Source organism: Massilia sp. DWR3-1-1 (assembly GCF_049898325.1).
In the GTDB taxonomy this organism is placed as follows: domain Bacteria; phylum Pseudomonadota; class Gammaproteobacteria; order Burkholderiales; family Burkholderiaceae_D; genus JAFCUW01.
Map to the genome: position 1 here is coordinate 151,537 of NZ_JAFCXL010000012.1, position 25,310 is coordinate 176,846.

24 protein-coding genes and 1 tRNA gene are annotated in these 25,310 nt (G+C 63.9%); 14 read left to right on the top strand and 11 right to left on the bottom strand.

Going from position 1 to position 25,310, the window contains the following annotated elements; all coding sequences use genetic code 11:
• Positions 1-22: 22 nt before the first annotated feature.
• The 4 genes from ACP7EY_RS14640 to icmF all read right to left on the bottom strand — a co-directional run bounded on the left by ACP7EY_RS14640 (position 23) and on the right by icmF (position 7,583).
• Entirely contained in the window at positions 23-829 is an 807-nt protein-coding gene (locus ACP7EY_RS14640) for an N-acyl amino acid synthase FeeM domain-containing protein (RefSeq protein ID WP_426194778.1), read from the bottom strand.
• Between the two features lie 113 nt (positions 830-942).
• Positions 943-3,717, bottom strand: a complete 2,775-nt coding sequence (gene prsT / locus ACP7EY_RS14645) for an XrtA/PEP-CTERM system TPR-repeat protein PrsT (RefSeq protein WP_426194780.1) — start codon at positions 3,715-3,717, stop codon at positions 943-945.
• A gap of 162 nt (positions 3,718-3,879) precedes the next feature.
• Complete coding sequence (locus ACP7EY_RS14650) at positions 3,880-4,188, bottom strand: hypothetical protein (RefSeq protein ID WP_426194782.1); 309 nt, start codon at positions 4,186-4,188, stop codon at positions 3,880-3,882.
• Between the two features lie 98 nt (positions 4,189-4,286).
• Positions 4,287-7,583, bottom strand: coding sequence for a fused isobutyryl-CoA mutase/GTPase IcmF (gene icmF / locus ACP7EY_RS14655; RefSeq protein WP_426194784.1), 3,297 nt, complete (start codon positions 7,581-7,583; stop codon positions 4,287-4,289).
• Between the two features lie 305 nt (positions 7,584-7,888).
• Here icmF and ACP7EY_RS14660 point away from each other — a divergent pair, with 305 nt between their 5' ends.
• From ACP7EY_RS14660 to ACP7EY_RS14720, 13 genes are all read left to right on the top strand, one after another.
• Positions 7,889-9,109: an HD-GYP domain-containing protein gene (locus ACP7EY_RS14660; protein ID WP_426194786.1), complete on the top strand. Its 1,221-nt coding sequence runs from the start codon at positions 7,889-7,891 to the stop codon at positions 9,107-9,109.
• Between the two features lie 292 nt (positions 9,110-9,401).
• A complete protein-coding gene (locus ACP7EY_RS14665; protein WP_426194788.1) occupies positions 9,402-9,584 on the top strand; it encodes a Flp family type IVb pilin in 183 nt (60 codons plus the stop codon).
• 128 nt (positions 9,585-9,712) lie between these two features.
• Complete coding sequence (locus tag ACP7EY_RS14670; RefSeq protein ID WP_426194790.1) at positions 9,713-10,246, top strand: A24 family peptidase; 534 nt, start codon at positions 9,713-9,715, stop codon at positions 10,244-10,246.
• 102 nt (positions 10,247-10,348) lie between these two features.
• The gene (locus tag ACP7EY_RS14675; RefSeq protein ID WP_426194792.1) at positions 10,349-11,761 is read left to right on the top strand and encodes an ATP-binding protein; all 1,413 of its coding nucleotides are present in this window, start codon (positions 10,349-10,351) and stop codon (positions 11,759-11,761) included.
• Positions 11,758-12,594, top strand: coding sequence for a Flp pilus assembly protein CpaB (gene cpaB, locus ACP7EY_RS14680; protein WP_426194794.1), 837 nt, complete (start codon positions 11,758-11,760; stop codon positions 12,592-12,594). The genes ACP7EY_RS14675 and cpaB overlap by 4 nt, the downstream gene beginning before the upstream one ends.
• 39 nt (positions 12,595-12,633) lie before the next feature.
• On the top strand, positions 12,634-14,172 hold the full coding sequence (locus tag ACP7EY_RS14685) for a type II and III secretion system protein family protein (protein ID WP_426194796.1): 1,539 nt from the start codon (positions 12,634-12,636) through the stop codon (positions 14,170-14,172).
• Between the two features lie 9 nt (positions 14,173-14,181).
• Positions 14,182-14,457 (top strand): hypothetical protein, encoded by a 276-nt coding sequence (locus ACP7EY_RS14690; protein WP_426194798.1) that lies wholly within the window; start codon positions 14,182-14,184, stop codon positions 14,455-14,457.
• A gap of 70 nt (positions 14,458-14,527) precedes the next feature.
• A complete protein-coding gene (locus tag ACP7EY_RS14695; RefSeq protein ID WP_426194800.1) occupies positions 14,528-15,706 on the top strand; it encodes an AAA family ATPase in 1,179 nt (392 codons plus the stop codon).
• A 15-nt stretch (positions 15,707-15,721) separates the two neighbouring features.
• Positions 15,722-17,077, top strand: coding sequence for a CpaF family protein (locus ACP7EY_RS14700; RefSeq protein ID WP_426194802.1), 1,356 nt, complete (start codon positions 15,722-15,724; stop codon positions 17,075-17,077).
• A gap of 24 nt (positions 17,078-17,101) precedes the next feature.
• Entirely contained in the window at positions 17,102-18,082 is a 981-nt protein-coding gene (locus tag ACP7EY_RS14705) for a type II secretion system F family protein (RefSeq protein WP_426194804.1), read from the top strand.
• Between the two features lie 11 nt (positions 18,083-18,093).
• Positions 18,094-19,032 carry a type II secretion system F family protein gene (locus tag ACP7EY_RS14710; protein WP_426194806.1) on the top strand — a complete coding sequence of 313 codons (939 nt, stop codon included), beginning with the start codon at positions 18,094-18,096 and terminating at the stop codon, positions 19,030-19,032.
• Between the two features lie 50 nt (positions 19,033-19,082).
• On the top strand, positions 19,083-20,198 hold the full coding sequence (locus ACP7EY_RS14715; protein WP_426194808.1) for a LytR C-terminal domain-containing protein: 1,116 nt from the start codon (positions 19,083-19,085) through the stop codon (positions 20,196-20,198).
• A gap of 103 nt (positions 20,199-20,301) precedes the next feature.
• A complete protein-coding gene (locus ACP7EY_RS14720) occupies positions 20,302-20,616 on the top strand; it encodes a BON domain-containing protein (RefSeq protein ID WP_426194810.1) in 315 nt (104 codons plus the stop codon).
• 115 nt (positions 20,617-20,731) lie between these two features.
• Here the strand turns inward: ACP7EY_RS14720 and ACP7EY_RS14725 are convergent, their stop codons facing one another.
• The 6 genes from ACP7EY_RS14725 to ACP7EY_RS14750 all read right to left on the bottom strand — a co-directional run bounded on the left by ACP7EY_RS14725 (position 20,732) and on the right by ACP7EY_RS14750 (position 23,540).
• Positions 20,732-21,505 (bottom strand): GIN domain-containing protein, encoded by a 774-nt coding sequence (locus ACP7EY_RS14725; protein WP_426194812.1) that lies wholly within the window; start codon positions 21,503-21,505, stop codon positions 20,732-20,734.
• A 20-nt stretch (positions 21,506-21,525) separates the two neighbouring features.
• Positions 21,526-21,744: a hypothetical protein gene (locus ACP7EY_RS14730; protein WP_426194814.1), complete on the bottom strand. Its 219-nt coding sequence runs from the start codon at positions 21,742-21,744 to the stop codon at positions 21,526-21,528.
• A 164-nt stretch (positions 21,745-21,908) separates the two neighbouring features.
• Entirely contained in the window at positions 21,909-22,268 is a 360-nt protein-coding gene (locus tag ACP7EY_RS14735) for a hypothetical protein (RefSeq protein WP_426194816.1), read from the bottom strand.
• A 362-nt stretch (positions 22,269-22,630) separates the two neighbouring features.
• Positions 22,631-22,861 carry a hypothetical protein gene (locus ACP7EY_RS14740; protein WP_426194818.1) on the bottom strand — a complete coding sequence of 77 codons (231 nt, stop codon included), beginning with the start codon at positions 22,859-22,861 and terminating at the stop codon, positions 22,631-22,633.
• A gap of 121 nt (positions 22,862-22,982) precedes the next feature.
• Complete coding sequence (locus tag ACP7EY_RS14745) at positions 22,983-23,360, bottom strand: DUF5710 domain-containing protein (protein WP_426194819.1); 378 nt, start codon at positions 23,358-23,360, stop codon at positions 22,983-22,985.
• A gap of 114 nt (positions 23,361-23,474) precedes the next feature.
• Positions 23,475-23,540 (bottom strand) — tRNA-Thr (locus ACP7EY_RS14750).
• A gap of 197 nt (positions 23,541-23,737) precedes the next feature.
• On the opposite strand from ACP7EY_RS14750, the gene ACP7EY_RS14755 reads away from it, so the two are divergent.
• Positions 23,738-24,025 carry a helix-turn-helix transcriptional regulator gene (locus tag ACP7EY_RS14755; protein WP_426194821.1) on the top strand — a complete coding sequence of 96 codons (288 nt, stop codon included), beginning with the start codon at positions 23,738-23,740 and terminating at the stop codon, positions 24,023-24,025.
• Between the two features lie 950 nt (positions 24,026-24,975).
• On the opposite strand, the gene ACP7EY_RS14760 is transcribed toward ACP7EY_RS14755, so the two are convergent.
• Positions 24,976-25,197 carry a helix-turn-helix domain-containing protein gene (locus ACP7EY_RS14760; RefSeq protein WP_426194832.1) on the bottom strand — a complete coding sequence of 74 codons (222 nt, stop codon included), beginning with the start codon at positions 25,195-25,197 and terminating at the stop codon, positions 24,976-24,978.
• Positions 25,198-25,310: the final 113 nt, after the last annotated feature.

A 25,310-nucleotide genomic window follows, 5' to 3' on the forward strand; every position in this document is an offset into this window, starting at 1 on the left:
GCAGCATGCGCCGCGTGCAGAGCTAGTTTTCCAGCGGGCCCTTGTCGGGATGCGAATCGTCCACTTTCATCAAGCGGGCGATGATGCCGTGCTCCTCGCGTGGCGAAAAGAAATACGGATAGAAGGAACGGTCGGTGGTGCCGCTGCTGAACGTGCCGCCGTGGCGGGCGATCTGTTCGGTCACGTAGTCCAGATTCACGCGCAGCAGGTAGGCGGGGGCGTTGACGCGGGGGTTGGTGCGCACTTCGGTCTCACGCACGAATCCGAGCATGTGCTCGTAGAAGCGGCGATGGCGTGGATTGACCTCGATCATGATATCGGTGCAATGATTGATATCGCGCGCGTAGATGACGGCCAGGTGGAACAGGTTGGCCAGCGCGGTTTTTGAGCGCACATTGGTGTCAAAAGCGAACTTGGTGAATTCGCAAAGGCGGGCGCCGCGTTCGCGGTGCGCGTCGAGTTCCGGCTTGAAAATCTGGTCGGCGGCCAGGCCGATGGGCGAATCGATACCAATGGTCAAGGTGCCCACGGTTTCGCCCTGATCGGCGGCGGTCAGGGTGATGCGGTTCGGATCATCGTTCAATTGGTGGGTGCCGGCATAGCCGCGCCAAGCATACATTTTGCTGATCAACATGCTTGCCGAGTTACGGCCGGCAGCAGTATCGGTCAAGCGAATGCCATACTTGTCCTGGTTCACTATTACGTCCTCGTATTCGCAGGACAACATCTTAGCGCGTTTCTCCGCGTCACTGTCACTCGATTCGGCCGCGTCCTTACGAATACTTACATCTGTTACGACCGCTTCAATTTCGCCCGGTTCCTTGCTCATTTTGCTCTCCCAAGCTGTGTCCTCAGCGGACAAGCGGAACGCGATCCGGTTTGCGTCCCTGCTGCAATGTACCGAGTGCTTGCTCCGGCTACTACATAATTAACGTCAGGCAATTACAAAGTCTTGAGCAGCGCTTTCGCTTCTTCCGACTGGGAAAACGGCGCGCCGGCCAAGGCCTTGTCGAGTTCGACGCGGGCCGCTTTCTTGTCGCCGGACTTTGCCAGCAGCACTGCCAGGTGATAGCGCAGTTCGCTTGCATTCGGGCTGACCTTGACGGCTTTCTGCAGCAGCGGCAGTGCCTTGACGCTGTCACCTTGCTCGGCCAGCATCCAGCCCAGAGTGTCGAGCACCGCGCCCGATTCCGGCGCCAGCTTGACGGCCCGTTCGGCGGTGGCCAGCGCGCGCGGATCTTTGACCTGCTGGTAGGCCCAGGCCAGATTGTTGGCGACCATGGCGTCGTTGGGCAGCAGTCTCTGCACTGACTCGAATTGGGCGATGGCACCCTTGTAATCTTTCTTGACGAGCAAAGTTTCGCCCCGGTACATCGCAATCGTCGTATCGTTCGGATGACTGGCCAGCCATGCGGCGGCCTTGGTATCCGCTTCAGCGCTCTTGCCTGCGGCGGTCAGTCCGCCGAGGTACTTGATCATGCTGGCGCCCGTGTTGGACAGGATATGCGCTTGTTCGTAGGACTTCGCGGCCAGGTCGTATTTCTTCTGCGCGCTCATCAGGTCGCCTTCTACGGCAAATCCCAGCGGCGACTTCGGCGAAGATTTTTGGATCGCGCGGGCCAGCGTCAAGGCCTCGTCGGGCTTGTTGGTGGCCATCGCCATTTCGATCTGGGCCAAGCGGACCCGCTCGTTATTCGGCTCCAGCGCCAGCGCGCGTTTCAGGTCGTCATTGGCGGCAGTGGGGTTGTTCAGTTGCATGTGCACGGCGGCCAGGCGCAACTGGGTGGCGGCCGACTTGGGCATCATGCCGGCCAGCTTGCTATAGCTCTCGAGGGCGCCGGAAGGGTCCTTGTTGGCCATCTGCGCCTGGCCAAGCGTGTCGAGCAGGTCTGGATTGGCGGGATTGGCCGATTGCAGCTTGCGTGCCAGGAGCAGGCCCTTCGGTGCCATGTTGTAGCGCAGATAAAAACTGGCCAGTTCGCGCCCGGCTTTGAGGTCATCCGGATTGTCGGCGACGGCCTTTTCGGCCCACTTGGTCGCCTCAGGAACATTGTTCTGGCTCAAGAAAAGGGCTGCGAGGGCCAGCGGTGCGTCGGTGCCCTTGTTCTTTTCGCTAAATGCCGTCAGGCGGACCTTGGCGGCGTCCGGCTTTTTCTCGACCATGTCCATGCGCGCGAGGTTCATCACCGGACCGAACAGGCCGGCCTTCAAGCTCGCGGCCTTTTCAAAGCTGGCACGAGCGCTGGCCATATCTCCCTTGGCCAGCATGGTGCCACCCTGCAGGTTGTACATCTCGGCATTGTCGGGATGGGCGGCCACCAGCGCCTTGGCGGCGACCAGCGCCTTGTCGTAGTGTTTGAGCGCCAGTTCGCTGCGCACGAGGGCGACGCCGGCCTGCTCCGATTTCGGATCGAGGGCGGTGGCTTTCTCCAGTTCGCTCAGACCTTGTTCCTGGTTGCCCTGGGCCAGCATCGACAGGCCCAGCGAGGTGCGCAGCGACGCCGCCTTCGGGTCGAGCGTCGTGGCTTTTTCGAAGTACTGGGTGGCCTTGGCAAACTCCTGCGAGCGCAACGACGATTCGCCGGCCAGCGCCATGATCTGGGCGTCATCGCTGCCGTTTTGCAGCAGCGGCGCCAGGGTCGCGCTGGCGTCGGCGGGCTGGGCCGAGCGCAACTGGGTTTGCGCCAGCAGCTTGCGCGCGTAGACATTGCCTGGCACGGCATTGAGATAGGCACTCAGGTGCTGCTCGGCCAGGCTGAAGGAGCCCATGTTCAGTTCGATGGCACCGGCCAGCAGCATCGACGGCAGGTGGCCCGGTGCTTTGCTCAGCACTTTCTGCACGTTGTCATTGGCGGCGGTGAAGTTGTTTTGCGAGAACTCGAGCACGGCTTGCGAGTACAGCGGTGGCAAGCCGTTCGGTGCGATCTTGCGGGCGGCATCGATATCGGCCTTGGCCAGATCATATTTTTTGTTGGTCATGTAGACATTGGCGCGCTCGAGCAGTGCCGACGTCATGTCCGGCTTGGCGGCGATGGCCTGGGAGAAGGCGCTGATCGCTTCGTCGCTCTTGTTCTGCGAGCGCAGCAAGTTGCCCTTGAAGAGGTAGGCATCGGCATCCTTCGGATTGGCGGCAATCGCCTGATCGATCAGTTTGCCGGCGCCGTCGAAGTCCTTGCCGATGGCCGCCAGGCGGGCCATGCCGATCAACGCTTCGGATTGTCCGGGGACAATGGCGATGGCCGCCTGGTAAGCCTGCTTGGCCTTGTCCGGCATGGTGAGCGTCAGGTAGGCGTCGCCGCGGATGGCCAGCACGCTGGCGTCCTTGCCTTCGGCCATGGCGGCGGTGGCATCGAGCGCTTTTTGGCCCTGGCCCTGCAGCACCAGCGCGCGCGCCAGCACCGGCACGGTGCGCGCGCCGTCGATTTTCAGTTCGCCGGCCTTGCGCGCTTCTTTTTCGGCCGACACCGGGTCGCCCATTTTCAGGTACAGCGCCGCCAGCCGGATGCGCACTTCGCCGTCTTCGGGGGCCTTGGCGACGGCGTTTTTCAGCTGAATCAGGGCGGCTTTTGTATCGCCCTTGGTTTCGTAGCTTTGCGCTTCGCTCATCAGCGATGCCGCCGTTTCGGTTTTGCTGCACGCTCCCAGCCCGGCCGCCAGCAGCAAGGATGAGACGATCAGGGAGGCGCTGACGGCCCGTTGAGTTACACGACGCGACATAAACAATCCTTGTTGTATGGGCTGCGGCGCAGGCCGCGGCGGAATCAGGCTAATATTTCTCGGAGGTTAATAATACCTCAAGGAACCCTTTATTTCCTCAACATTGTCGCTGTGTTGCAATTTGGTCGAGCGGGGCGGACTGCGCCGCTGCGCCAGTCGGACTCAGGCGCCCCGCTCGCGCAAGCGGCTCAGTAGCGCCTCGACACTGTCGCCCACCGGCAAGCCGTGACGGCGTAACAATTGCAGATGCAAGACGAGGTTTTCCAGCACCAGCTTGGCTGACACCGCCAGCAGTGTCAGCAGGCGGTCTTCCGTGCTGAACGTGTCCATGGCCGTGGCCATGTCGCACAGGTGGCCGGCAACGAGCGCGCGCAGTTCGTGTTCGTCGAACGGCAAATCGGCGAAGTCGATGGGGTCTTGCTGCTCGACTTCGTGCATCAGGGCAGCAAGTTGTTCCGGCTTGATGGGCATGGGGCAACCTCGGTCATGGAGCGCGCTTTCATTGTAGGCCGACGGACGAAAAAAAGCCGGTCACACGGACCGGCCCCGGACCGGCTGTTGTTGGCGCTTTACATATTGCGGCGGTACTGGCCGCCCACTTCGAACAGGGCGGTGGTGATCTGCCCCAGCGAGCACACGCGCACCGCGTCCATCAGTTGTTCGAACACATTGGCGTTGTCGATGGCCGCCTGTTGCAGGGCCGCCAGTGCCGCTGGCGCGGCGCTGGCGTGTTGCTGGTGGAATTGCTCCAGGCGGGCCAACTGCGACTGCTTTTCATCGTCGGTGGAACGGGCCAGTTCGATCTGCTGGACCGCGCCCGTCGATTTCGGATTTCTGAACGTGTTCACGCCGATGATGGGCAGGGTGCCGTCGTGTTTCTGGTGTTCGTACAACATCGACTCTTCCTGGATCTTGCCGCGCTGATAGCCCGTTTCCATGGCGCCCAGCACACCGCCCCGTTCGGCGATGCGTTCGAATTCCTGCAGCACCGCTTCTTCGACCAGGTCGGTGAGCTGGTCGATGATGAAGGCGCCCTGATTGGGGTTTTCGTTCTTCGACAGGCCCCACTCGCGGTTGATGATCAGCTGAATGGCCAGGGCCCGGCGCACCGATTCGTCCGTCGGCGTGGTGATCGCTTCGTCGTAGGCGTTGGTGTGCAGCGAATTGCAGTTGTCGTAGATGGCGATCAGGGCCTGCAAGGTGGTGCGGATGTCGTTGAAGTCGATTTCCTGGGCGTGCAGCGAGCGGCCCGACGTTTGCACGTGGTACTTGAGTTTCTGGCTGCGGTCGTTGGCGCCGTACTTGTCGCGCATGGCCACCGCCCACAGGCGGCGGGCGACCCGGCCCAGCACCGTGTATTCGGGGTCCATGCCGTTGCTGAAGAAGAAAGACAGGTTCGGCGCGAAGTCGTCGATGTGCATGCCGCGCGCGAGATACGCTTCGACAAACGTGAAGCCGTTCGACAAGGTGAACGCCAGCTGCGAGATGGGATTGGCGCCCGCTTCGGCGATGTGATAGCCGGAGATCGACACCGAGTAAAAATTGCGCACCTGGTGGTGCACAAAATATTCCTGGATGTCGCCCATCACCTTGAGCGAAAACTCAGTGGAGAAGATGCAGGTGTTCTGGCCCTGGTCTTCTTTCAGGATGTCGGCCTGGACGGTGCCGCGCACGTTGGCCAGCACCCAGGCGCGGATCTTGGCCGCTTCGTCGGCGCTGGGCTGACGCCCGTTGTCGGCGACGAACTGGTCGAGTTGCTGGTCGATGGCGGTGTTCATGAACATCGCCAGGATGGTCGGTGCCGGGCCGTTGATGGTCATCGAGACGGAGGTGGACGGGCTGCACAAATTAAAACCGTCGTACAACACTTTCATGTCGTCCAGGGTGGCAATCGATACCCCGGAATTGCCCACCTTGCCGTAGATATCGGGGCGCACGGCGGGGTCGGCGCCGTACAGGGTGACGGAGTCGAAGGCGGTGGAGAGGCGCTTGGCATCCATCCCCGTCGAGACCAGCTTGAAGCGGCGGTTGGTGCGGAAGGCGTCGCCTTCGCCGGCGAACATGCGGGTGGGGTCTTCGCCCTCGCGCTTGAAGGCGAACACGCCGGCGGTGAACGGGAACGAACCGGGCACGTTTTCCAGCATCAGGAATTTGAGCACTTCGCCGTGGTCTTCGTAGGTGGGCAGCACCACCTTGCGGATGACGGTGCCGGACAAGGTGTGCTGGACCAGGCGGGTGCGGATTTCCTTGTCGCGAATTTTGACGACGTAATCGTCGCCCGCGTAGGCGGCCTGCAGGTCCGGCCACTGGGCCAGCAGTTTTTTGGCGCCGGCGTCCATGGCGGCATCGCGTTCGCCGATCAGCTCATCGAAGTCGGCGCTCTTGCCGGCGGCGGCGAGCATGCGGCGGCTTTCGGTGAGCTGCTGGCGTTCGCGCGCCAGCCGCACCTGCTTGCGCGTGTGCTGGTGGTAGCCGCGCACGGTGTCGGCGATTTCAGCGAGGTAGCGCGCGCGGCCCGGCGGCACGATGACGTGCCTGGTGCTGGAGTGGCGCGCCTGGACGATCGCCAGTTTGCCCGGCTGCACGTGCAAGCCCAGTTCGGCCAGGCGCGGCAGCAAGCCCTGGTAGAGGGCGGTGACGCCGTCGTCATTGAAGCGCGAGGCCTGGGTGCCGTACACGGGCATCTGCTCGGGCGCGGTGCTCCACAGTTCGCGGTTGCGCTGGTACTGCTTGGCGACATCGCGCAAGGCATCCTGGGCGCCCTTGCGGTCGAACTTGTTGATGGCAATGAAATCGGCGAAATCGAGCATGTCGATTTTTTCCAACTGCGAGGCGGCGCCGAATTCGGGCGTCATGACGTACATCGACAGGCCCACATGGGGCACGATGGCGGCGTCGCCCTGGCCGATGCCGGACGTTTCGACGATCACCAGGTCGAAGCCGGCCACCTTGCAGGCGGCGATCACTTCGGGCAGCGCGGACGAGATCTCCTTGCCCGCTTCGCGGGTGGCCAGCGAGCGCATGAACACACGCGCCTGGCCGTTCCACGGGTTGATGGCATTCATGCGAATGCGGTCGCCCAGCAGGGCGCCGCCGGACTTGCGGCGCGACGGGTCGATCGAGATGATGGCGATGTTCAGGGCGTCGCCCTGGTCCATGCGGATCCGGCGTACCAGTTCGTCGGTGAGCGAGGATTTGCCGGCGCCGCCCGTGCCGGTGATGCCCAGCGTGGGCACGGCGAGCGTGGCGGCGCTGTCGAGCAGTTGCTGGCGCAGGGCCGGCGCCGCCTTGCCGTTTTCCAGCGCCGTGATCAGTTGCGCCAGCGGGCGGTGGCGGCTGGCAATGTCGCCCGTCTGCAGGGGCGTCAGGCTGGTCGGGGAATAGGTCGACAGGTCGATGTCGCAGGCGTGCACCATCGATTCGATCATCCCGACCAGGCCCATGCGCTGACCGTCTTCCGGGCTGAAAATCTTGCTCACGCCGTAGGCATGCAGTTCGGCGATTTCGCTGGGCACAATGACCCCGCCGCCGCCGCCGAACACTTTGATGTGGGCGCCGCCGCGCTCGCGCAGCAGGTCGATCATGTACTTGAAATACTCGACGTGGCCACCCTGGTAGCTGGAAATGGCGATGCCCTGCACGTCTTCGGCCAGCGCCGCCGTGACGACCTCGTCGACCGAGCGGTTGTGCCCCAGGTGGACCACTTCGACGCCGTTCGACTGCAGGATGCGGCGCATGATGTTGATCGAGGCGTCATGGCCGTCGAACAACGAGGCGGCGGTGACGAAGCGCACCTTGTTGGCCAGTTTCGGCGCAGCGGCGGCGGCTGGGGTATGCAGGGTGGCGGCGGTCGTGATGTCGTTCATAGTGATCCTCGGTGATCGTGTACGGTATATGACGTTTACGTTAACGTCAAGCAGGAGCGCGGGTCAAGCTCACCCGGTGACGCGCCACCCTCCTGCTTGTCAGGGTACGCCGATTCGGCGCGTTCGGCTGCAGTGGCGCAGTGGCGCCGGCCGCGTCCGCGGCCGGCGTGGATGGGGGGGGCACCATCTTTAATAATATCGGCCGCCATTACGACACATCAATGCTTTCGAGCAATAATATTGGCTATACTGTGTAAGCACGCCGCCATGCGCGTTTTTTCAGTTTGCCCGAAAGTCGCAACACCATGCTCAAGAAGATCGACGCCTCCCAGCTCAAGCTGGGGATGTATGTCCATGACCTCAGTTGCGACTGGATGACGCATCCGTTCGTGCGCAACCGGTTTCTTTTGACGAGCGACGATGAGATCCGCCGCATTCACGACGCCGGCATCCACGACGTGGTGATCGACAGCGCGCGCGGGCTTGATGTGCAGGACGCGCCCACCCTGGTCGAGGCGCAGGCGCGCACCGAGGTGGAGCTGGCGCAACTGGCGGCGGCGCCCGTGCGCACGGTGCGGACGGGCATGGGTGAGGAGATGCAGCGCGCCAAGCAGATTCGCAGCCAGGCGGCCGGCCTGGTACGCAATGTGATGCAGGATGCCCGACTGGGCAAGGCGGTCGAGCTCGACCAGATCTCGCCGATGGTGGAAAACATCACGGAATCGATCTTGCGCAATCCCGGGGCCTTGATGAGCCTGATGCGCATCAAGAGTGCCGATGACTACACGTTTTTGCACTCGGTCTCCGTGTGCACGCTGCTGGTGGCGTTTGCCCGTTCGCGCGGCCTCGATGGCGAAACGACGTACCAGGCGGGGCTGGGCGGCTTGCTGCATGACACGGGCAAGGCGATGGTGCCCGATCGCATTCTCAACAAGCCGGGCCGGCTGACCGAGGCGGAATTCGACATCATCAAGAAACACCCGCAGGATGGCTACGATTTCCTCCTCAAGACGCCCGGCATCGGCCCGATCCCCCTCGACATCACCTTGCACCACCACGAGCGCTGCGACGCCAGCGGCTATCCGCACAAGCAGGGCACTGGCCAGATCAGCGAGTTGGCGCAGATGGCGGCCATCGTCGACGTCTACGATGCCATCACCGCCGATCGCTGCTATCACAAGGGCATGTCGGCGGCGGAAGCGTTGCGCAAGATTTACGAGTGGAGCAAATTCCACTTCAATCCCCAGTATGTACAAGAGTTCATGCGCTGCGTCGGCATCTATCCGGTCGGTACCATGGTGATGCTCGAATCGGGCCGGCTCGGGGTCGTTATCGAGGCCCATCCCACCAATCTGCTGTCGCCGAAGGTGAACGTTTTTTTTAGCAGCAAGAACAACAGCTACATTCAACCGCAAACGGTTGACCTGTCGCGTCCGCTCGGTTTCGGCGGCGGCGACAAGATCGTCCGCCACGAGTCGCCATCGAAATGGAAACTCGACCCCATGCAGTTCATGAGCCTGAACTGATCGCCTGCGGCGCGTCCAGCGCCAAGTCCCCACCTGCCTGGTGTACCCGCGCGCATCCGCGCGTTCGGCTGTCGTGTTTCCGTCAAATCAAAAAAAATTCTCCAATGCATTTTTATGTACTTGGAAGAAAACTTGTGCAGGCTCAATTTGCCCTGATCATTTGGCATTTATAGTGGCTTCAATGGCGCAGCAAACACAGCAGGGAAAAGCGAAGTTCCCGGAATTAAGAAGCGGTTAGGGGATTTTAGCGACGCCAGACGTTCTTCCTTTCCATCCACACGTGGAGTACATCATGAGCAAAATCGCATCCGCAGTCAAAACCTTCGTCGCCGATGAAAACGGTGTCACCGCCATCGAATACGGCCTGATCGCTGCCCTGGTTGGCGTGGCCATCGTGACTGCAGCCCGCGCCTTGGGCGGCCAGCTCGACACCACCTTCAACGCCGTGCGCATTGCCATGGGCGGCGCTGCCTGATGATGGCATGACCCCTCGGACGGCGTGCCGTCCGAGGGGTTTTTTTGTTTCCGCCGTTCCATGTGCAGTGCGTCGTCGCTGCGCCAGTCTGCCCCGCCTTCCGTGTTTTCGCCCGCCCCGGAGCGACCATGACCATCCCCCTTTCTCTCGAACTGCTGCTGACCGTCATGGTGGTGCTGGCCGCCTGCAATGATCTCTTGAGCCGGCGCATCCCGAATCGATTATTGCTCGTATGCGGCGTGGGCGCCGTGGGCCTGCATCTGGCCGGTCCTGCGCCTGCCAGCGCCTTGCTGCAGGCCCTCGGTGGCGCTGCCACCGGCTTTGCCGTGTTCCTGCCCTTGTACGTGTTGCGCGGCATGGCCGCCGGCGATGTCAAGCTGATGGCCGCCACCGGCCTGTTTCTGTCTGCGGGCGAGGTGTTCTGGCTGGCCGTGCTCACCGTCTGCGCCGGTGGTGTCATGGCGCTCGTGGTGGTGCTGTGGAAGCGCCGCTGGCGCGATGCGGGCACGAACGTGCTGAGCCTGTTACGGCCGCTCTGGATGGGACTGGCGGGCGCGCGACTGGCCGCCGAACCACTGCCCAAGCCCAGCGTGGGCAATCTGCCGTACGGCCTGGCGATCGCTAGCGCGACCCTGTTTTCGCTGGCCCAACGGCACTGCTGAGTACGTTAAGTCCTTCCTTGCTACGTGTCAAAAGGCGTTGCTCTAGGGCTCGCTACAATCGGGTTAATGTTGTTCGGCAGTACAGATTATCAGGAGATTTCGATGTCCGAGGCTGCCTTACTTGCCACCGCGCCATCCCCGGCCGCCATCCGCGCCGCGTTTCCGGACGGCGATATCGAAGCGATCGTGCCGCCCCATCCCACCACCTTGCGCGATACCGGGCTGGAACGGCCGCTGGTGCTGGCGCTGCTGGCGAAGACCATCGCGCGCTGCGGCAAAGCCCATTTGCCTGTACTCGGTGGCAAGCTGCGCCTGTCGATGAGCGTGCTGCGCGAAGCGATCGCCATGATGCTGGCCGATCAACTGATCGACGTGGCCCGGCGCGGCGATTCGGACATCGATATTGAATACCAGTTGACGGGCCCGGGCCAGGCCTTCGCTGCCGCGGCGCTGGCCGAATGCCGCTACGTGGGGCCGGCGCCGGTGACGCTCGACGCCTTGCGCGCGGTGATCGCCCGCGATGCCCAGCGCCATGCCGCCGGCGCCCGCTTCGGCGACGCCGAGCTCGCTGCCGCCCTGGGCGACGGGCCCGGCGACGAGCTCATCGACGCCGCCGTGCGCGCCCAGCTGGGCGCCGCCTTGTACTCGGGCCGGGCGCTGCTGCTCCATGGCGCGCCGGGTTCGGGCAAAACCACGCTGGCGCGCAAGCTGGGGCGCTTGTTGCAGGGCGTGGTGGCGATCCCCCATGCGGTGTTGATCGACCACCAGATCGTCCAGTTCCATGATCCGCTGGTGCATCTGGCGCCGGCGCTGCCGCAGGCGCGCCAGTTCGACGAGCGCCGTAACGACGGGCGCTGGCTGATCTGCCAGCGCCCGGTGGTGCACGTGGGCGCAGAACTGACGCCCGACATGCTCGAGTGCCGCTTCGACGCCGCCAACGGCATCTATCACGCGCCGCCGCACTTCCAGGCCAGCGGCGGCCTGCTCATCGTCGATGACCTTGGCCGGCAGCGCGGCGCCGCCGCCGATCTGCTCAACCGCCTGGTCAACCCCCTCGAACGGGGCCTCGACGTGCTGACCTTGCAAGGCGGTCACGCCGTGACGGTGCCGTTCGCCGTCACCTTGGTGTTCGCCACCAGTTGCGCGCCGCAGGCCTTGATGGACGCCGCCTTATTGCGCCGCATCGCCTACAAGATTCATGTCGGCGCGCTCGATGCGAGCCGGTATCTGGCACTGCTGCGCCGCCAGTGTGCGCTGCTGCACCTGCCCTACGACGAAGCGGCCGCGGCGTATCTGCTGCAGCGTCTGCATGCGCCGTCGGGCCAGCCGATGCTCGCTTGCATGCCACGCGAACTGCTCACCCGCATCGTCGATGCCGCCAGTTTCGCCGGCGCCGTACCGCGCTTGTGCGCAGCCTCGCTCGAGCAGGCCTGGCACAGCCTGTTTGCCTGTTGTCCGCCCCCTTGCACGGCGCCGGCCGCCGCTGATCACATCCTGTTGGGAGAAAAAGCATGAAGAACAAGCGCGCAATCGTGATGTTGGGGTTGGCCGTTCTGTTCGGCCTGGCCGCGGTGGCCGTGGCCTGGCGCTATCTGCTGCCGCCGCCGCCTTCGAGCGGCAAGCGGGTGGTGGTCGCCACGGTCGCGGTGGCGCAGGGCAAGCCGCTCACGGCAGACATGCTCAAACTGTCGGACAAGATATTCGAGCATCCACCGGAGGGGAGTTATTTTGATACCGAAAAACTGCTCAGCCGGGTCGTCAAGGATGCCTTGGCCGCCGGCGACCCGGTGACCGAGGCCAAGCTGGCGGCCAGGGACGCCGGGCTGTCCTCGCTGATCGGCAAAGGCAATCGGGCCATCACGGTGCGGGTCAACGACGTCATCGGCGTGGCCGGCTTCGCCTTGCCGGGCAACTACGTCGACGTCATCGTCAGCACCCAAAAAGATGCGCCAAATGGCGAGCGCAGCACGGAGCTCAATGTGTCGAAGATCGTGCTCGAACGGATCTTGGTGCTGGCCGTCGCGCAGGACGTGGGCCGCGACGAAAGCAAGCCGCGCGTGGTCAACGCCGTCACCCTGGAAGTCACGCCGGCCCAGGCCGAGCACCTCGACCTGGCCCGCAGCGTGGGCACCTTGTCGCTGGCCCTGCGCAATCAGCTCGACAACAGCGACGTGCACAGCGACGGCGCCACCAAGCGCACCTTGCTGCAGGAGCCGGCGCTCATCAAGCCAGCCGTGGTGGTCATGCCGAAGGCGCCGGCGCGCCCGACGACGCGACCGGTGGTGCTGGTCAAGCGCAATTGCGTCGGCGTGCTCAACGGCGTGAACGTGTCGCAAGAGTGCTTTTGATTCCCCTGTTTATTTCTCTCATTTTTCAGGATGAACGCCATGGACAACAGCGTCAGACAGCAGGCTTCGATGCGGGCCCGCCGCTTCATCAGCGTCATCGCCCTGGCGGCGTGCGCCTGCCCTGTGCTGGCGGCGGTCAAGCCGGCCGCTGCGGGGGCGGCGCCCACCCCGGTGGCCCAGCGCGGCGAAGTGGGCCCACGCTGCAGCGGCGACGGCGCCAAGCCGGCCACGATGACTTTGCAGCTGGGAAAATCAGCCATGATGCGCTTGCCCGAGCCGCTGCTGCACCGTAGCGTCGGCAACCCGGGCGTGGTGCAGGCGATGCTGGTGGCGCCCGATACCTTGTATCTGGCCGGCATCGACATCGGCACCACCAATATGATCATCCAGGGCAAGAGCGGCGCCTGCAGCGTCGTCGACATCGTCGTGACGATGGATGCCGCCGCCTTCCAGGCGACGCTGGCGGCCTTGCTACCCGATGAAAAGGAGATCCGCGTGACCGCCGCCGCCGACGCGCTGGTGCTCAGCGGTATGGTCGCCGATGCTGCCACCGTCGCCCGCGTGAGCGAACTGGCGGCCGCCTTCGTGCGCCGGCCCGTGCAGCCGCTGGGCGCGGTGGGCAAGACCGATCCGGCGGCGCCGGCCAATCCCACGACGGCGGGCGGAGGGGGCAGCGCCGCCGTGCGGGTCATCAATATGCTCGGGATCAGCGCACCGCAGCAGGTGATGCTCGAGGTGAAAGTGGCCGAGGTGTCGAAAACCCTGCTCGAGCGGATCGAGGCCGGTTCCATCGTGCGCATGAATTCGGGCAGCTGGGCGGCGACCCTGGTGGCCAATTTTCTCACCGGCCGCTCCGGTGGCGGCTTCGACGCGCGCATGAGCAACGGCACCAAGCTGTCCGTCGAAGCCCAGCGCGAAAATGCCCTGGTGCGTATCTTGGCCGAACCGAATGTGATGGCCATCAGCGGCCAGGAAGGCACGTTTCTCGCCGGCGGCAAGATTTTCATTCCCGTCGCCCAGGACTACAACAAGATCATGCTCGAAGAGCGCGAGTTCGGCGTGGGCCTGCGCTTCACCCCCACCGTGCTCCCCGGCGGCCGCATCAACCTGCACGTGGCGCCGGAAGTGTCGGAGCTCTCGCGCGAAGGGGTCGGCTTTAGCGCCGGCGGCGTCTCGGGCAGCCTGATCCTGCCCCTGATCACCACCCGCCGCGCCAGCACCACGGTGCAACTGTACGACGGCCAGAGTTTCGCCATTGGCGGCCTGATCAAGAGCAATTTCACCAGCGGCGCCAAGGGGACACCGTTCTTGTCGGAAGTGCCGATTCTGGGCGCGCTGTTTCGCAGCACCGATTTTCAGGAGGAGCGCAGCGAGCTGTTGTTTGTGATCACGCCGCACCTGGTCAAGCCACTGCCGCCCAATTACAGCCTGCCGACCGACATGGTGGCGGCGCCCAGCCGCGCCGCCCGGCTGCTCAACGGCCGGATCGAAGGCCAGCCGGCCGCGCTCGCCGCACCGGCGGCGGCCACGGCGCCAGCCGCTACAATGCCCGCCGCCGGCGGTTTCGAACTCAAATAAGGAGTTATCGTGCCCATCACCCTGTCGCCCCGCTGCAGCGCCATTTTGCTCAGCCTCACCGTCGCCGCCTGCAGCGCGTTTCCCCCGACCGAAACGGCCAGCGCCCGCTCGGTGCGCGCCACCCTGGCCTCGCAGATCGCCCATCCGGAAGCGGTCCGCAACACCAATCCCGTCTATGGCCTGGACGGGGCTGCCGCGCTTGCCGCGCAGCAGAAGTACGAAAAATCGTTCAGCAAGCAATCTGCCGACGGCGACACCACCGCGCCGCTGGTGCAGCACCGGTGAGTTCGATGAAGGGTTCGCCGCTGGCGGCGGCCCTGCATCTGGACGCCAGCGCCTGTTTTGGGAATCGACGATGAAAACCTTGCTGATCAGCCGCGATGGCGCGCTCCACGACGAAATCGCCGCGCAGGGCGCCGCCCGGGTGCCGCCGCTGCACATCGGCGCCACCCGGGCCAGCCTGCGCGACGCCCTCGACCGGGTGCTGGTCGATCCGCCCGAACTGGTCATCATCGACGCCAAGCACGGCGACGCCACCGATGTCGGCCTGCTCGACCGGTTCTGCAAGCTGCACGCCGCCTCCAACTTCATCCTGCTCACCAGCGCCATCGAACAGCACGACCTGCTCATTCGCGCCATGCGCGCCGGCGTGCGCGAAGTGCTGCCGTTGCCGCTGGTGCACCATGCCTTCCACGAAGCGCTCGACCGCATCACCAACACCAGCGCCATCCCGGCCACCCACGACGGCAAGGTACTCGCCTTTATCTCCTGCAAGGGGGGCAGCGGCGCCACCTTCATCTCCACCAATTTCGGCTATGCGCTGGCCACCCTGGCCGATAAAAAAGTCATGCTGATCGACCTGCACGGGCAGTTTGGCGACGCCGCCCTGTACGTGTCGGACCAGAAGCCGGTAATGACGCTGGCCGACGTGTGCAGCCAGATCGCCCGTATCGACGGGCCGTTTCTCGAATCCTGCCTGGTCCACGTCGGCGGCGGTTTCGGCGTGCTGGCGGCGGCCGACGATCCGGCCCACGCGGGCAATCTCAAGCCCGAGCAAATGGACACGCTGCTGCGCGTGGCGCGCCAGCATTACGACTTCATCGTGCTCGATGTCGGCCGCCAGATCGACGCCATGTCGCTGCGCGCGCTCGACAATGCCGACGCCATTTATCCGATCTTGCAACTGGCCCTGCCCGACATTCGCGACGGCCGCCGCCTGCTCGATATTTTCCGCTCGCTCGGCTATCCCGTCGATAGCATCCGGCTGATCGTCAACCGCTACGAGAAGGGCGGCAAGCTGCGCCTGCAAGACTTGCAGTCGGCGCTCGGCGCTGAAGTACTCCATACCATTCCCAACGATTACATGGCCGTGACCGACTCGGTCAACCAGGGCGTGCCGGTGCTGCAGTTATCGCGTTCCTCAGCGGTGGCGCGCAGCCTGATCGAGCTGGTTGAACTGATGGCGACGCGCCGCGTAACGGAAACCAAAGGCTTGTTCGACCGCCTGTTCGGCCGCGGCGACAGTGACCTGTAACCACACGGAGCGACCATGACTTTACGCGAACGGCTGGCAACGACGGAAGTGGCGCAGGTGGCGCCGGCTGCGGTGACGGCGCTGTCGGATGCCTTCAACCAGGCCTACCAGGACCTGAAGAAAAGCATGCATCAGATGATCCTCGACCGGATCGACCTCGAGCGCCTCAAGCGCCTCACCGCCGAACAGTTCAAACACGAACTGGCGCTGCTGATCCAGCGGATCATCGAGGAGGAACGGATCGTCCTGAACCAGAGTGAACGGCACAACCTGGTGCTCGACATCCAGCATGAAATGCTCGGTTTCGGTCCGCTCGAGCCCCTGCTGGCCGATCCCACCGTATCGGACATCCTGGTCAACACCTTTTCGAAGGTCTACGTCGAGCGGCGCGGCCGGCTCGAACTGACCGAGGTGTCGTTTCACGATAACGCCCATCTGATGAAGATCATCGAAAAGATCGTCTCGCGGGTCGGCCGCCGCGTCGATGAATCGAGCCCGATGGTCGATGCCCGCCTGCCTGACGGCTCGCGCGTCAACGCCATCATTCCACCGCTCGCCGTGGATGGTCCGATCCTGTCGATCCGGCGCTTCTCGGTGCAGCCGCTGACGGTGCAAAATCTGCTCGACTACAAGAGCCTCACCCCGCCCATGGTGCAGGTGCTGCAAGGGCTGGGTATGGCGAAGATCAATATCCTCATCTCGGGCGGTACCGGCAGCGGCAAGACCACCTTGCTCAATCTGCTCTCCGGCTTCATTCCTGCCAACGAACGCATCGTCACCATCGAGGACGCCGCCGAACTGCAACTGCGCCAGCCTCACGTGGTGCGCCTTGAAACACGGCCGGCCAATATCGAGGGAAAAGGCGAGGTGACCCAGCGCGCGCTGGTGCGCAACGCCCTGCGCATGCGCCCCGACCGCATCATCCTCGGCGAGGTACGCGGGCCGGAGGCGATGGACATGCTGCAGGCGATGAACACCGGCCACGAAGGTTCGCTGGCGACGATTCACTCGAACGCGCCGCGCGATGCCCTGGCGCGCCTGGAGAACATGGTCGGCATGGCGGGCGCCAACCTCACCGCGCACGCCACCCGCCAGCAGATTTGTTCGGCCATCACCGTGGTAGTGCAGGTGACGCGGCTCACCGACGGCGCCCGCAAGATCGTCAGCCTGCAGGAAATTACTGGCATGGAGGGCGACATCATCGCCATGCAGGAAATCTTCCGCTTCGAGCAGACCGGCGTGGCCGCCGATGGCAGGGTGCTGGGCCACTTCCGCGCCTCGGGCGTGCGCCCGCGCTTCGCCGACCGCCTGCGCCTGTTCGGCGCCCAGGTCGCCGATACGGTGTACGACCCGGACCGCGTATTTGAATAAGCTCGATTGAGCAAAGGGGGCAATATGAGTGGCGTCTTTTACGGTGTTGCAGTACTGATTTTCGCCGCCGCGATTTTGCTGGTGGAAGGTGTTTATTTGTGGTGGCTGGACACCCATGGCGGTGGCGCCCGCAGAATTGCGCGGCGCCTGCGCCTGATGTCGGCCAGTCCGCGCACTGCGGCCGAGCGCATCTCGATTCTCAAGCAGCGCCGCTACAGCGCCAGCGTGCTGTTGGACCACCTGCTGCACCAGTTGGCGCCGGCCCGCGCCATCGACAAGCTGCTGCTGCAGGCGGGTGTCAAATGGTCGGTCGCGCAGTTTTGCGCATGGAGCATCGGCCTGCTGCTCGCGGGTGCATTGCTGGCGCAAATGTGGCCGGCGGCGCCGCTGCCGGTGCGCGCCGCACTGGCCCTCCTGTGCATGGCCATTCCCTACGCCCTGCTGCGCCGCGAGCGGCGCCGGCGGCTGCAAAAAATCGAGCAGCAACTGCCCGAAGCGGCCGATTTTCTGGCGCGTGCCATGCGTGCCGGTCACTCTTTTAGCAACGTGCTGCAAATGGTGGGTACCGAACTGGCCGAGCCCCTGAGCGGCGAATTTCGCACCGCGCACGAGGAAATCAACTATGGCGTGCCGATGCACGAAGCGCTGACCAACATGGCCGCCCGCATCCCTCTCACCGACCTGCGCTATCTCGTCATCGCCGTGCTGATTCAGCGCGAAGCGGGCGGCAACCTGGCCGAGATTCTCGGCAATATCAGCCAGATCATTCGCGCCCGCCTGAAGCTTGTCGCCCAGGTGCGCGTGCTGTCGGCCGAAGGACGCATGTCGGCCTGGGTACTGGGGCTGCTGCCGTTTGTGCTGACGCTGATGATGACCTTGACCAGCCCCGACTACATCGCCATCCTGTGGACCGATCCGCTGGGCGTGCGCCTGCTGTGGTACGGCGCCGGCATGCTGCTGTTGGGGACGCTGTGGCTGCGCAAGCTCATTCACATTCGCATTTAGCCGGAGCCGCCATGACCGCATCCCACCTGATCTTTCTGCTGCTCGTCTTTGGCGTCGTCGTCGGCTTGACCGGCGCATGCATGATGATTTTTTCACCGCGCACGATCCGCGAACGGCTCGACACCTTCACCGCCAACCCGCCGCCGAACCAGTTGGAAAACGGTGGTTGGGTGGAGCGGGTCGCCAAAGTGGCCCAGCCGTTCACCCGCCTGTCGCTGCCCGAAGAAGGCTGGGAAAAATCGGCGCTGCGCACCCGGTTCATGAATGCCGGCTGGCGCACGCCGTCGGCGCCGACCCTGTACTTTGCGGCCAAGACCTTGCTGGCGCTGGGCTTGCCCGGCCTGGTGGCGCTGGTGCTGACCCTGTTCAAGCGCATCGTCACCGGCGACCAGCTGATGCTGCTCCTGTTCGGCTGCGCCGCCATCGGCTACTACCTGCCCAACATCGCGCTGGCGCAGGTGGTGCGGCGACGCCAGCGCGAGATTTTCGAAACCATCCCCGATGCGCTCGACCTGCTCACCGTCTGTGTCGAAGCCGGCTTGAGCCTCGAACGGGCGCTGATCAAGGTGGCCGGCGAAATCCACATCAAGAGCATGGTGCTGGCGCAAGAGCTGCAACTGGTGCTGATGGAAATGCGCGCCGGCTTTTCAAAGGAAAAGGCCTTGCGCAATTTCGCCCTGCGGACCGGGGTCGAAGACGTCGATACCCTGGTGGTCATGCTGATCCAGTCCGAACGCTTCGGCACCAGCATGGGCTCCGCCCTGCGCGTTCATTCCGACAACCTGCGCACCAAGCGGCGCCTGATCGCCGAAGAGACGGCCGCCAAGATCGCCCTGAAACTGATGTTCCCGCTGATTTTCTGCATTTTCCCCACCGTGCTGATGGTGCTGATCGGCCCGGCGATGATCCAGATCGTGCGTACCTTGTTGCCCGCCGTCGCCACCCACTGACGGCGCACCGGCGCCCCCCGCCATCCCACTGCCTTACCAGGAGACTCGCCATGCGCCCCACCGTCAAGACCCTCTGCGCCGCCTGCGCCAGCGCGCTGCTGGTCGCCTGCGCCGATATGGGCCCGCCGGGCCGGACCGGCATCAGCGCCGACGAGGCGTATGTGCTGGCGCGCCAGCAGCACCTGGCCGCGCGCCTGCCCGCCGCCATCGACAATTACCAGGCGGCGTTGCGGACCAACCCGCGCCATCTCAACGCCACCAACGGCCTGGCCACGCTGTATGCCGAACAAGGCAACCTGCCGAAGGCGATCGGCATGTGGCGCGCGCTCACGCTCGACACGGCCGACAGCGCCGCCACCGCCTACATTCACAGCAACCTTGGCTATGCCTACCTGCTCAACCGTGACTACCAACTGGCCATCGCCTCGCTCGAGCGCGCCTGCGTGCTCGACCCGCTGGGCCACCGCGCCTGGCGCCACCTGGGCGAGGCGCTGGCGAAAGTGGGGCAGGACGAGCGCGCCCGCCGCATGCTGCACCAGGCCGCAACGCTGGAGCAGCACGACCTGCGAGGCGACTATGCCCTGACCGGGACGCCGCCCCTGCCGGGCGTGTCCGATATCGACAGTGCCGCCGCCGCCGGCAGCGTCGCTGCGTCACCGGCGCCGGCGGCCCCGCCATCGGCCATGCCGGCGGCGACGGCGGCGCCCGAGCTTCCAGCCACCGAACTGCACCAGACGGGCAGCGCCATGTTCGAACTGCGCCGCCCGCGGCCGGCGGCGGCGGCCCGGCCGCCGCTGCGCCCGGTGGCCAACAAGCCCGAGGAGGAGGTGGTCGAGCCGACGGTGCGCGTCGAAATTCGCAACGGCAACGGTGTCACCGGCATGGCCCGTTCGCTGTCGGCCGCCATGACGGACGCGCATACCCAGGTGGTGCGCCTGTCGAATCAGAAGGGGTTCGGGGTCGAACACACGCGCGTCGAATTCCAGCCCGGCTTCGCTGCCGCCGCCGCGCGACTGGCCGAGCAGTTTGGCGGCACCGCGGTGCAGGCGACGCCAGGCGCTAATATCGACATCCGCCTGGTACTCGGGCAGGACCTGGCGCGCAGCAAGCGTGACGCCCGCCGTGTCATTCGCGCCGCACTCAGCCGCGCGGCGCGCGCCGGCTGAGTGTTGCGCGGCGGCGGCGTACCCGGTTCGTTTGTGGTGCCTCAAACCTGCGCCCGGGCGGGACGCGAAAATGGCCAGACACCTTCAGATCTCGGAGTCCGCCATGCCCACGATGCATCGCATTAAATCCCTGCTAGCCAGCCTGTTCCTGCTGGTGCTGGCCGCCTGCGCCCCCATCGCCACCCGCGAGGGCACGGGCGAATACGTCGACGACACCGTCATCACCACCAAGGTCAAGGCTGCCCTGGCCGCCGATCCGGCCGTCAAGGCCACCGAAGTGAATGTGGAAACCTTCCGCGGCACCGTGCAACTGAGCGGTTTCGTTGCCAGTCCCGAGGCGCGCCAGCGCGCCATCGAAATAGCGCGCGACACCAAGGGCGTGCACAGCGTCAAGAACGACATGGCCATCAAGCAGTAGCGGGCAAGGGCGCGCCTCCAGGCAAAAAGTCGTCGTGGGTGGACCGCGCACGGTGTTTGGTCGGCTGTAGGGAAGCGGCCAGCGTCGCGCTGTTCCGCGTCCGATACCGCGGCGTTCAATCCCAGCTGACGCTGCCCAGTCCCGTCGCCGTCGACGTGCGCGTGGTCGGCTTGCCATACACGGTTGCCGAGCCCAGCCCGCTCAGCACGAGGTTGGCGCTGGTCCGGGCAAACACCGTGGCGCTGCCCAGGCCCGTCAGCTTGACGTCGACACTGTCGGCGCGCAGCTCGCGGGCTTCCAGGCTGCCCACGCCGCCCAGTCGCGCCACCAGTTGCCTGCTCGTGCCATTGACCTCAATGCGCCCGGCGCCGCGCAGGCTCAACTCGATTTTGTCACTGTCGGCCGTGTTGAGCGTCATGCTGCCCACGCCACCCAATCGCGCATCGACATGCCGATAGCGGCTGGTCATCACCACCGTGCCGGCGCCGTCCAGTGCCAGGGCCACGCGCGGTCCCGCAAAGCCACTGATCTCGGCGGCGCCCACGCCTTGCGACACCAGTTCGGTAAAATTCGGCAGGGTCAATTCGGCGCGCAAGGACTCCTTGTGCTCCTTGCCAAAATGGAGATGGCGATCGCGCTCGATATCGATTTGCAAGGTGTCGCCCTGTTGGGTCGTCACCACCTTGGGCACGTAGCGGGCGTCACCGGCGATGAGCAGCGACGCCACCGGCCCCTGCTTGATGCGCAAATCGATCACCCCACCGAGTTTGACCTTGGTGACACGCGCATCGACCGCCCGTGTTTCGCTGCTCTGTTGCTGGGCGAAGGCATTGGTGGCGGTGCTCGACAGAATGATCGCCAGGACGCCGGCGCCGATCAGTTTTAACATGGTCAACTCCGATCGTTTATTTAATTGCCCAGCGCAGCTTTTTGTGCGGCGCTGAGGCGTTGACCGGTAATCGTCACCACGGCCATGGGCGCGGCGCCATGGTGGGCTGCTGGCGTGCTCGTCAGTGGGGACATGTGCGCGGTGCGGTGGGTGGGCACGGCGGCGCTGGCAAGGGTGCTGACGGAGGCCAGGCCGAGTGCGGCGATGAAGATGAATTCCATGTGTTTGGCGATGTTCATGATGGCGTCCTTGCTCGAATAGTTCGTTGAATTGAGTGAACTATATCGGGCCACCACCGGCGAGCAGGGCACATTGCGACAGAGCGCCGTAAAGCCGGTACAGGGCGTCATAAACGGGAAACCCACGGGCCGGGAGTGCGGTCGCGCGCCGCCGCCCGGGTTGATCAGCGGCGCCGTCCGCCCCAGCCACGGTGCGCGCCGCCATGGCGGTGCCCGTGCCCCCATCCGCGACCATGGTAATGCCCGCCCCAGCCGCGGTAATGACCACCGCCATGGCCGAACCACAAGTCCAGGCTGACGGGGGGGCCGATGTAATACGGCGCCAGCGGATAAGGCGCGACGGGATAGACGGGCGCAGGATAGACGGGCGCCGGCGCCACCACGGTGGCGGGCGGGGTGGAATAGCTGACGGTGCCTTCGGCGAGCACGACGGGTGCCGGCTGATAGACGGCGCAGCCGCCCAGCAGAGAGAGCACGGACAGCAGGGACGCCAGGTGGAGGCGGGACGGTTGTCTCGCCCTCAATAACACGCAAGCCGATTGCATACGGACCTCGCCCATCAAAGCCATACCACTTCATTGTGGTACACCTTTCGCGATGCGCGAGCGTTCTAACAGATCGTTACAGTTTGGCGATGCGGCGGGCGCGCACGACAAGGGGGCGCGGCAGGGCCACCCGTAGCCTTAGAACCTATCCCGGTAGGTCGGAGTCGCTGCTTGCCGGTGCGCCGCTGCGACGCCTGGCAACCGATGGCGGGCCGTCATATATGACTTGCCTCGTCTTCGCATGGCTCGCCATGCGTCATCCTCGCGCCTTGCCCTCGGCTGCCATGCATCGCCTACGCGCACGTCGCAATCCGCTTCCTCCTACCTACCGGGATAGGTTCTTAGTGCAAATGGCCCCCGCACTTGCGCGCCGCCAGGCAAGCGCCGACATGGCAGCCGGTATCGTATTCCCACTGCAAGGTCGGCTCATCGTATTGCATCACCACGGCAGGCTCGGCGCCCTGGTCGAAACCATCTTCGACACCGGTCAAAAACACGGGCACATGCTTCACGCCCAGCGCTTCGGCAATTTTGGACAGTTCGGGGTCGCTGGTAATGTGGGCTGGTTTCATCGCTGCAACTCCGACAGATGGGGGAGTGTTGAGTATAGGCCGAGGAGTGCCGTCCGCCTAGGGAAGCAAGCCCGTCCATTGGTAAGTCTATTCCTACCGCGCGTCGCCGCGTGGCCCGCGACTAGCTGTGCCGGCTGCCGCCGAGCGTCTGCAGGATTGCCGTGGTCTGCTCGTGTGCCGCCTTCCAGCCGCTGCGCTCGAGGAGCGGGCGGCATGCGGCGCATTCCGTGAACGGATTGCAGTCATGCGGCAGTTCAAGATAATGCGCGCCAAGCACGGGCTCACCGGCATACGCGTCGAGCCGTTGCTTGCCCGTCGCGGCGCCAGCGGCACCAGCGGCACCGCCGGCCTGGTCCGACTGCCCCGGCAGCAGCCATTGCTCGAACGGTGCCGAAGGCTGCCCGTCAGGTACGTACCAGGTCTTGCGCTCGTTGTTCCAGCGGGCGCCCAGCGCCTTGGCCTGGTCCTTCTCGGCGTACGGAACCTTGAGAATCTTCATGCATGCCTCCTTTGTGCGATCACTATGCGGCCGGGCCGGCCTGGCGACATCTGCGCCAAAATACAAAAGGGCTTCCCGCCTTCGTGGGAAACCCTTGTATGTGGACTACGTGTTTGGTGCCGACTGCCGGTTTCGAACTGGCCACCTGATGATTACAAATCAACTTTAATGCCCTGTAATCAACAGAAATTTTCAATAAAATCAACGGCTTAACATACCCTGCTGTACTGCATCTTACCACTATTTACCGCAGTCACTGCAGCAGAATTGCAGCAAAAAAGCACATGGCCGTAGCTGGCGGTAAGGTGCAGGAAGATGAGGTATCAATCGGCCTATACTGTTTGCAGTCGCCGTGATTGCCTACTCCCCGCTGACAAATGACTCAACTACTGACCGCGCGTGAACTCGCGAGCCTCCTCTCTCTTAAAGAGCAGACAATCTACAACCGTCATAGCACAGGCGCCAGCCTGCCAACCGCCGTCAAGATTGGGAGCAGATTGCGCTTCCGTCAATCGGACGTCGATGCTTGGATTGCTGGTCAGATAGAACGACAACCGGCCACATTCACCCCTTCTCGGGGCACGGCAGAAGTTGTGCAGCGCGCACGCGGCCGACCGACAAAGGCTCAGCAAATTGCAGCCCGCAAACTCGATGCGAAGCTTTAACCCTTCGACCACGCCTGCCGGCGAAGCACTCGTACTAGGGATTCAAGCACGCAATTTGCCATCGGGCATGATTAGCAGGGTTGCACTACGGGGCCAATCAAACATTGTTTTCACTCTGCAGGAGTTGGCGTGTTTCCCAAGCCTAGGACGTTGTAACAACGCACATCGTTGTTCCGTTGACGGAGGGAGTACCAACCATTATGGAAATGGAAACCCCGTCATTTTCATGCAGGCTTAGCTGGAGTTGCGGCAGGTTTCTCAGGGCTGCTTCCGCCGCCGCTTTTTTGCTGATTGCCTTTGCTTGTGTCCGCAGACTGCTTAATTTGTACTGACTTATTGTCGAGCATTGCCTTGTGAGCGTCACTCGTTGGGTTCTTCGAGTCACTACGTTTGTCGTTCGGTTTCCTGTCCATAATTTTCTCCAAAAGTGTGAGGCGACGGCGCTGAATAGCGTCTGAGCCAACTCTACTCGCAACACCGCCATTTGGACGCACTGCTGATAACGCAACCGCTAACTATGTAAAGGTGCCACTTGGCGGACTTTGGCAACGGCATCGCTACGTAGCTCAAGCCGCTCAAGCCAGTGCTTGCGGCAGCCAGGAACGAACACAAGCGAGAACGACATGACATCAACCAGGTCGTTGACCGGATGCCCTACATAAAGGCTGACTGACGCTGTGCACTCAGGGTGAGCGGCCGTTTTTCCCTTTGGGAATTCGCTTGAGTATTGGTGTCTTAAGTTGTCGTAGAAGGAAGGGCGGAGTTATGCCGAGCTCACGGGCAGCGCGTCGCTGGCGGCTTCGTCCTGGCTGCCCTATTCACGGTGTCAAGGAAGTCGTCAAGAAAATCCAGGAAGGGTCCAAGGACGCCGCAAAGTTCTGGACGGCCCCCTAACCGACGGAAATTTGCTGGGCGGCGAACTGACGTGCTGCCGTCGCCGCCGTTTGACATTACCGGACCGGTCGTTTGTCCGCGGCCTGCACGTTGTAGAGCGTAGAACGAGATACGCGAAACTGCCGAGCAATCTCAGAAATCGACATCTCCCTGTCGTTCATCATGACTAGGGCAGCACGCTGTTGCTTCAGGTCCAGAACGCTTGGCTGACCACCTTTCTTGCCACGAGCTCTTGCAGCGGCAAGCTCAGCAAGAGTGCGTTCTCGAAGAAGGGGCAGCCTCTAAAACCAAGTGCAACACCCTTTGCTGTAAGGTGCTGCCATGCCGAAAATCTATACCCATCTGACGACACAGGAGCGCGCCGTCGTGATGACCATGCGGGACGACCAGT

What these genes read in the sequence shown, in the direction of transcription:
- ACP7EY_RS14640 (WP_426194778.1), bottom strand. Translation starts at nt 829, where the DNA reads ATGAGCAAGGAACCGGGCGAAATTGAAGCGGTCGTAACAGATGTAAGT.
- prsT (WP_426194780.1), bottom strand. Translation starts at nt 3,717, where the DNA reads ATGTCGCGTCGTGTAACTCAACGGGCCGTCAGCGCCTCCCTGATCGTC.
- ACP7EY_RS14650 (WP_426194782.1), bottom strand. Translation starts at nt 4,188, where the DNA reads ATGCCCATCAAGCCGGAACAACTTGCTGCCCTGATGCACGAAGTCGAG.
- icmF (WP_426194784.1), bottom strand. Translation starts at nt 7,583, where the DNA reads ATGAACGACATCACGACCGCCGCCACCCTGCATACCCCAGCCGCCGCC.
- ACP7EY_RS14660 (WP_426194786.1), top strand. Translation starts at nt 7,889, where the DNA reads ATGCTCAAGAAGATCGACGCCTCCCAGCTCAAGCTGGGGATGTATGTC.
- ACP7EY_RS14665 (WP_426194788.1), top strand. Translation starts at nt 9,402, where the DNA reads ATGAGCAAAATCGCATCCGCAGTCAAAACCTTCGTCGCCGATGAAAAC.
- ACP7EY_RS14670 (WP_426194790.1), top strand. Translation starts at nt 9,713, where the DNA reads ATGACCATCCCCCTTTCTCTCGAACTGCTGCTGACCGTCATGGTGGTG.
- ACP7EY_RS14675 (WP_426194792.1), top strand. Translation starts at nt 10,349, where the DNA reads ATGTCCGAGGCTGCCTTACTTGCCACCGCGCCATCCCCGGCCGCCATC.
- cpaB (WP_426194794.1), top strand. Translation starts at nt 11,758, where the DNA reads ATGAAGAACAAGCGCGCAATCGTGATGTTGGGGTTGGCCGTTCTGTTC.
- ACP7EY_RS14685 (WP_426194796.1), top strand. Translation starts at nt 12,634, where the DNA reads ATGGACAACAGCGTCAGACAGCAGGCTTCGATGCGGGCCCGCCGCTTC.
- ACP7EY_RS14695 (WP_426194800.1), top strand. Translation starts at nt 14,528, where the DNA reads ATGAAAACCTTGCTGATCAGCCGCGATGGCGCGCTCCACGACGAAATC.
- ACP7EY_RS14700 (WP_426194802.1), top strand. Translation starts at nt 15,722, where the DNA reads ATGACTTTACGCGAACGGCTGGCAACGACGGAAGTGGCGCAGGTGGCG.
- ACP7EY_RS14705 (WP_426194804.1), top strand. Translation starts at nt 17,102, where the DNA reads ATGAGTGGCGTCTTTTACGGTGTTGCAGTACTGATTTTCGCCGCCGCG.
- ACP7EY_RS14710 (WP_426194806.1), top strand. Translation starts at nt 18,094, where the DNA reads ATGACCGCATCCCACCTGATCTTTCTGCTGCTCGTCTTTGGCGTCGTC.
- ACP7EY_RS14715 (WP_426194808.1), top strand. Translation starts at nt 19,083, where the DNA reads ATGCGCCCCACCGTCAAGACCCTCTGCGCCGCCTGCGCCAGCGCGCTG.
- ACP7EY_RS14720 (WP_426194810.1), top strand. Translation starts at nt 20,302, where the DNA reads ATGCCCACGATGCATCGCATTAAATCCCTGCTAGCCAGCCTGTTCCTG.
- ACP7EY_RS14725 (WP_426194812.1), bottom strand. Translation starts at nt 21,505, where the DNA reads ATGTTAAAACTGATCGGCGCCGGCGTCCTGGCGATCATTCTGTCGAGC.
- ACP7EY_RS14730 (WP_426194814.1), bottom strand. Translation starts at nt 21,744, where the DNA reads ATGAACATCGCCAAACACATGGAATTCATCTTCATCGCCGCACTCGGC.
- ACP7EY_RS14740 (WP_426194818.1), bottom strand. Translation starts at nt 22,861, where the DNA reads ATGAAACCAGCCCACATTACCAGCGACCCCGAACTGTCCAAAATTGCC.
- ACP7EY_RS14745 (WP_426194819.1), bottom strand. Translation starts at nt 23,360, where the DNA reads ATGAAGATTCTCAAGGTTCCGTACGCCGAGAAGGACCAGGCCAAGGCG.
- ACP7EY_RS14755 (WP_426194821.1), top strand. Translation starts at nt 23,738, where the DNA reads ATGACTCAACTACTGACCGCGCGTGAACTCGCGAGCCTCCTCTCTCTT.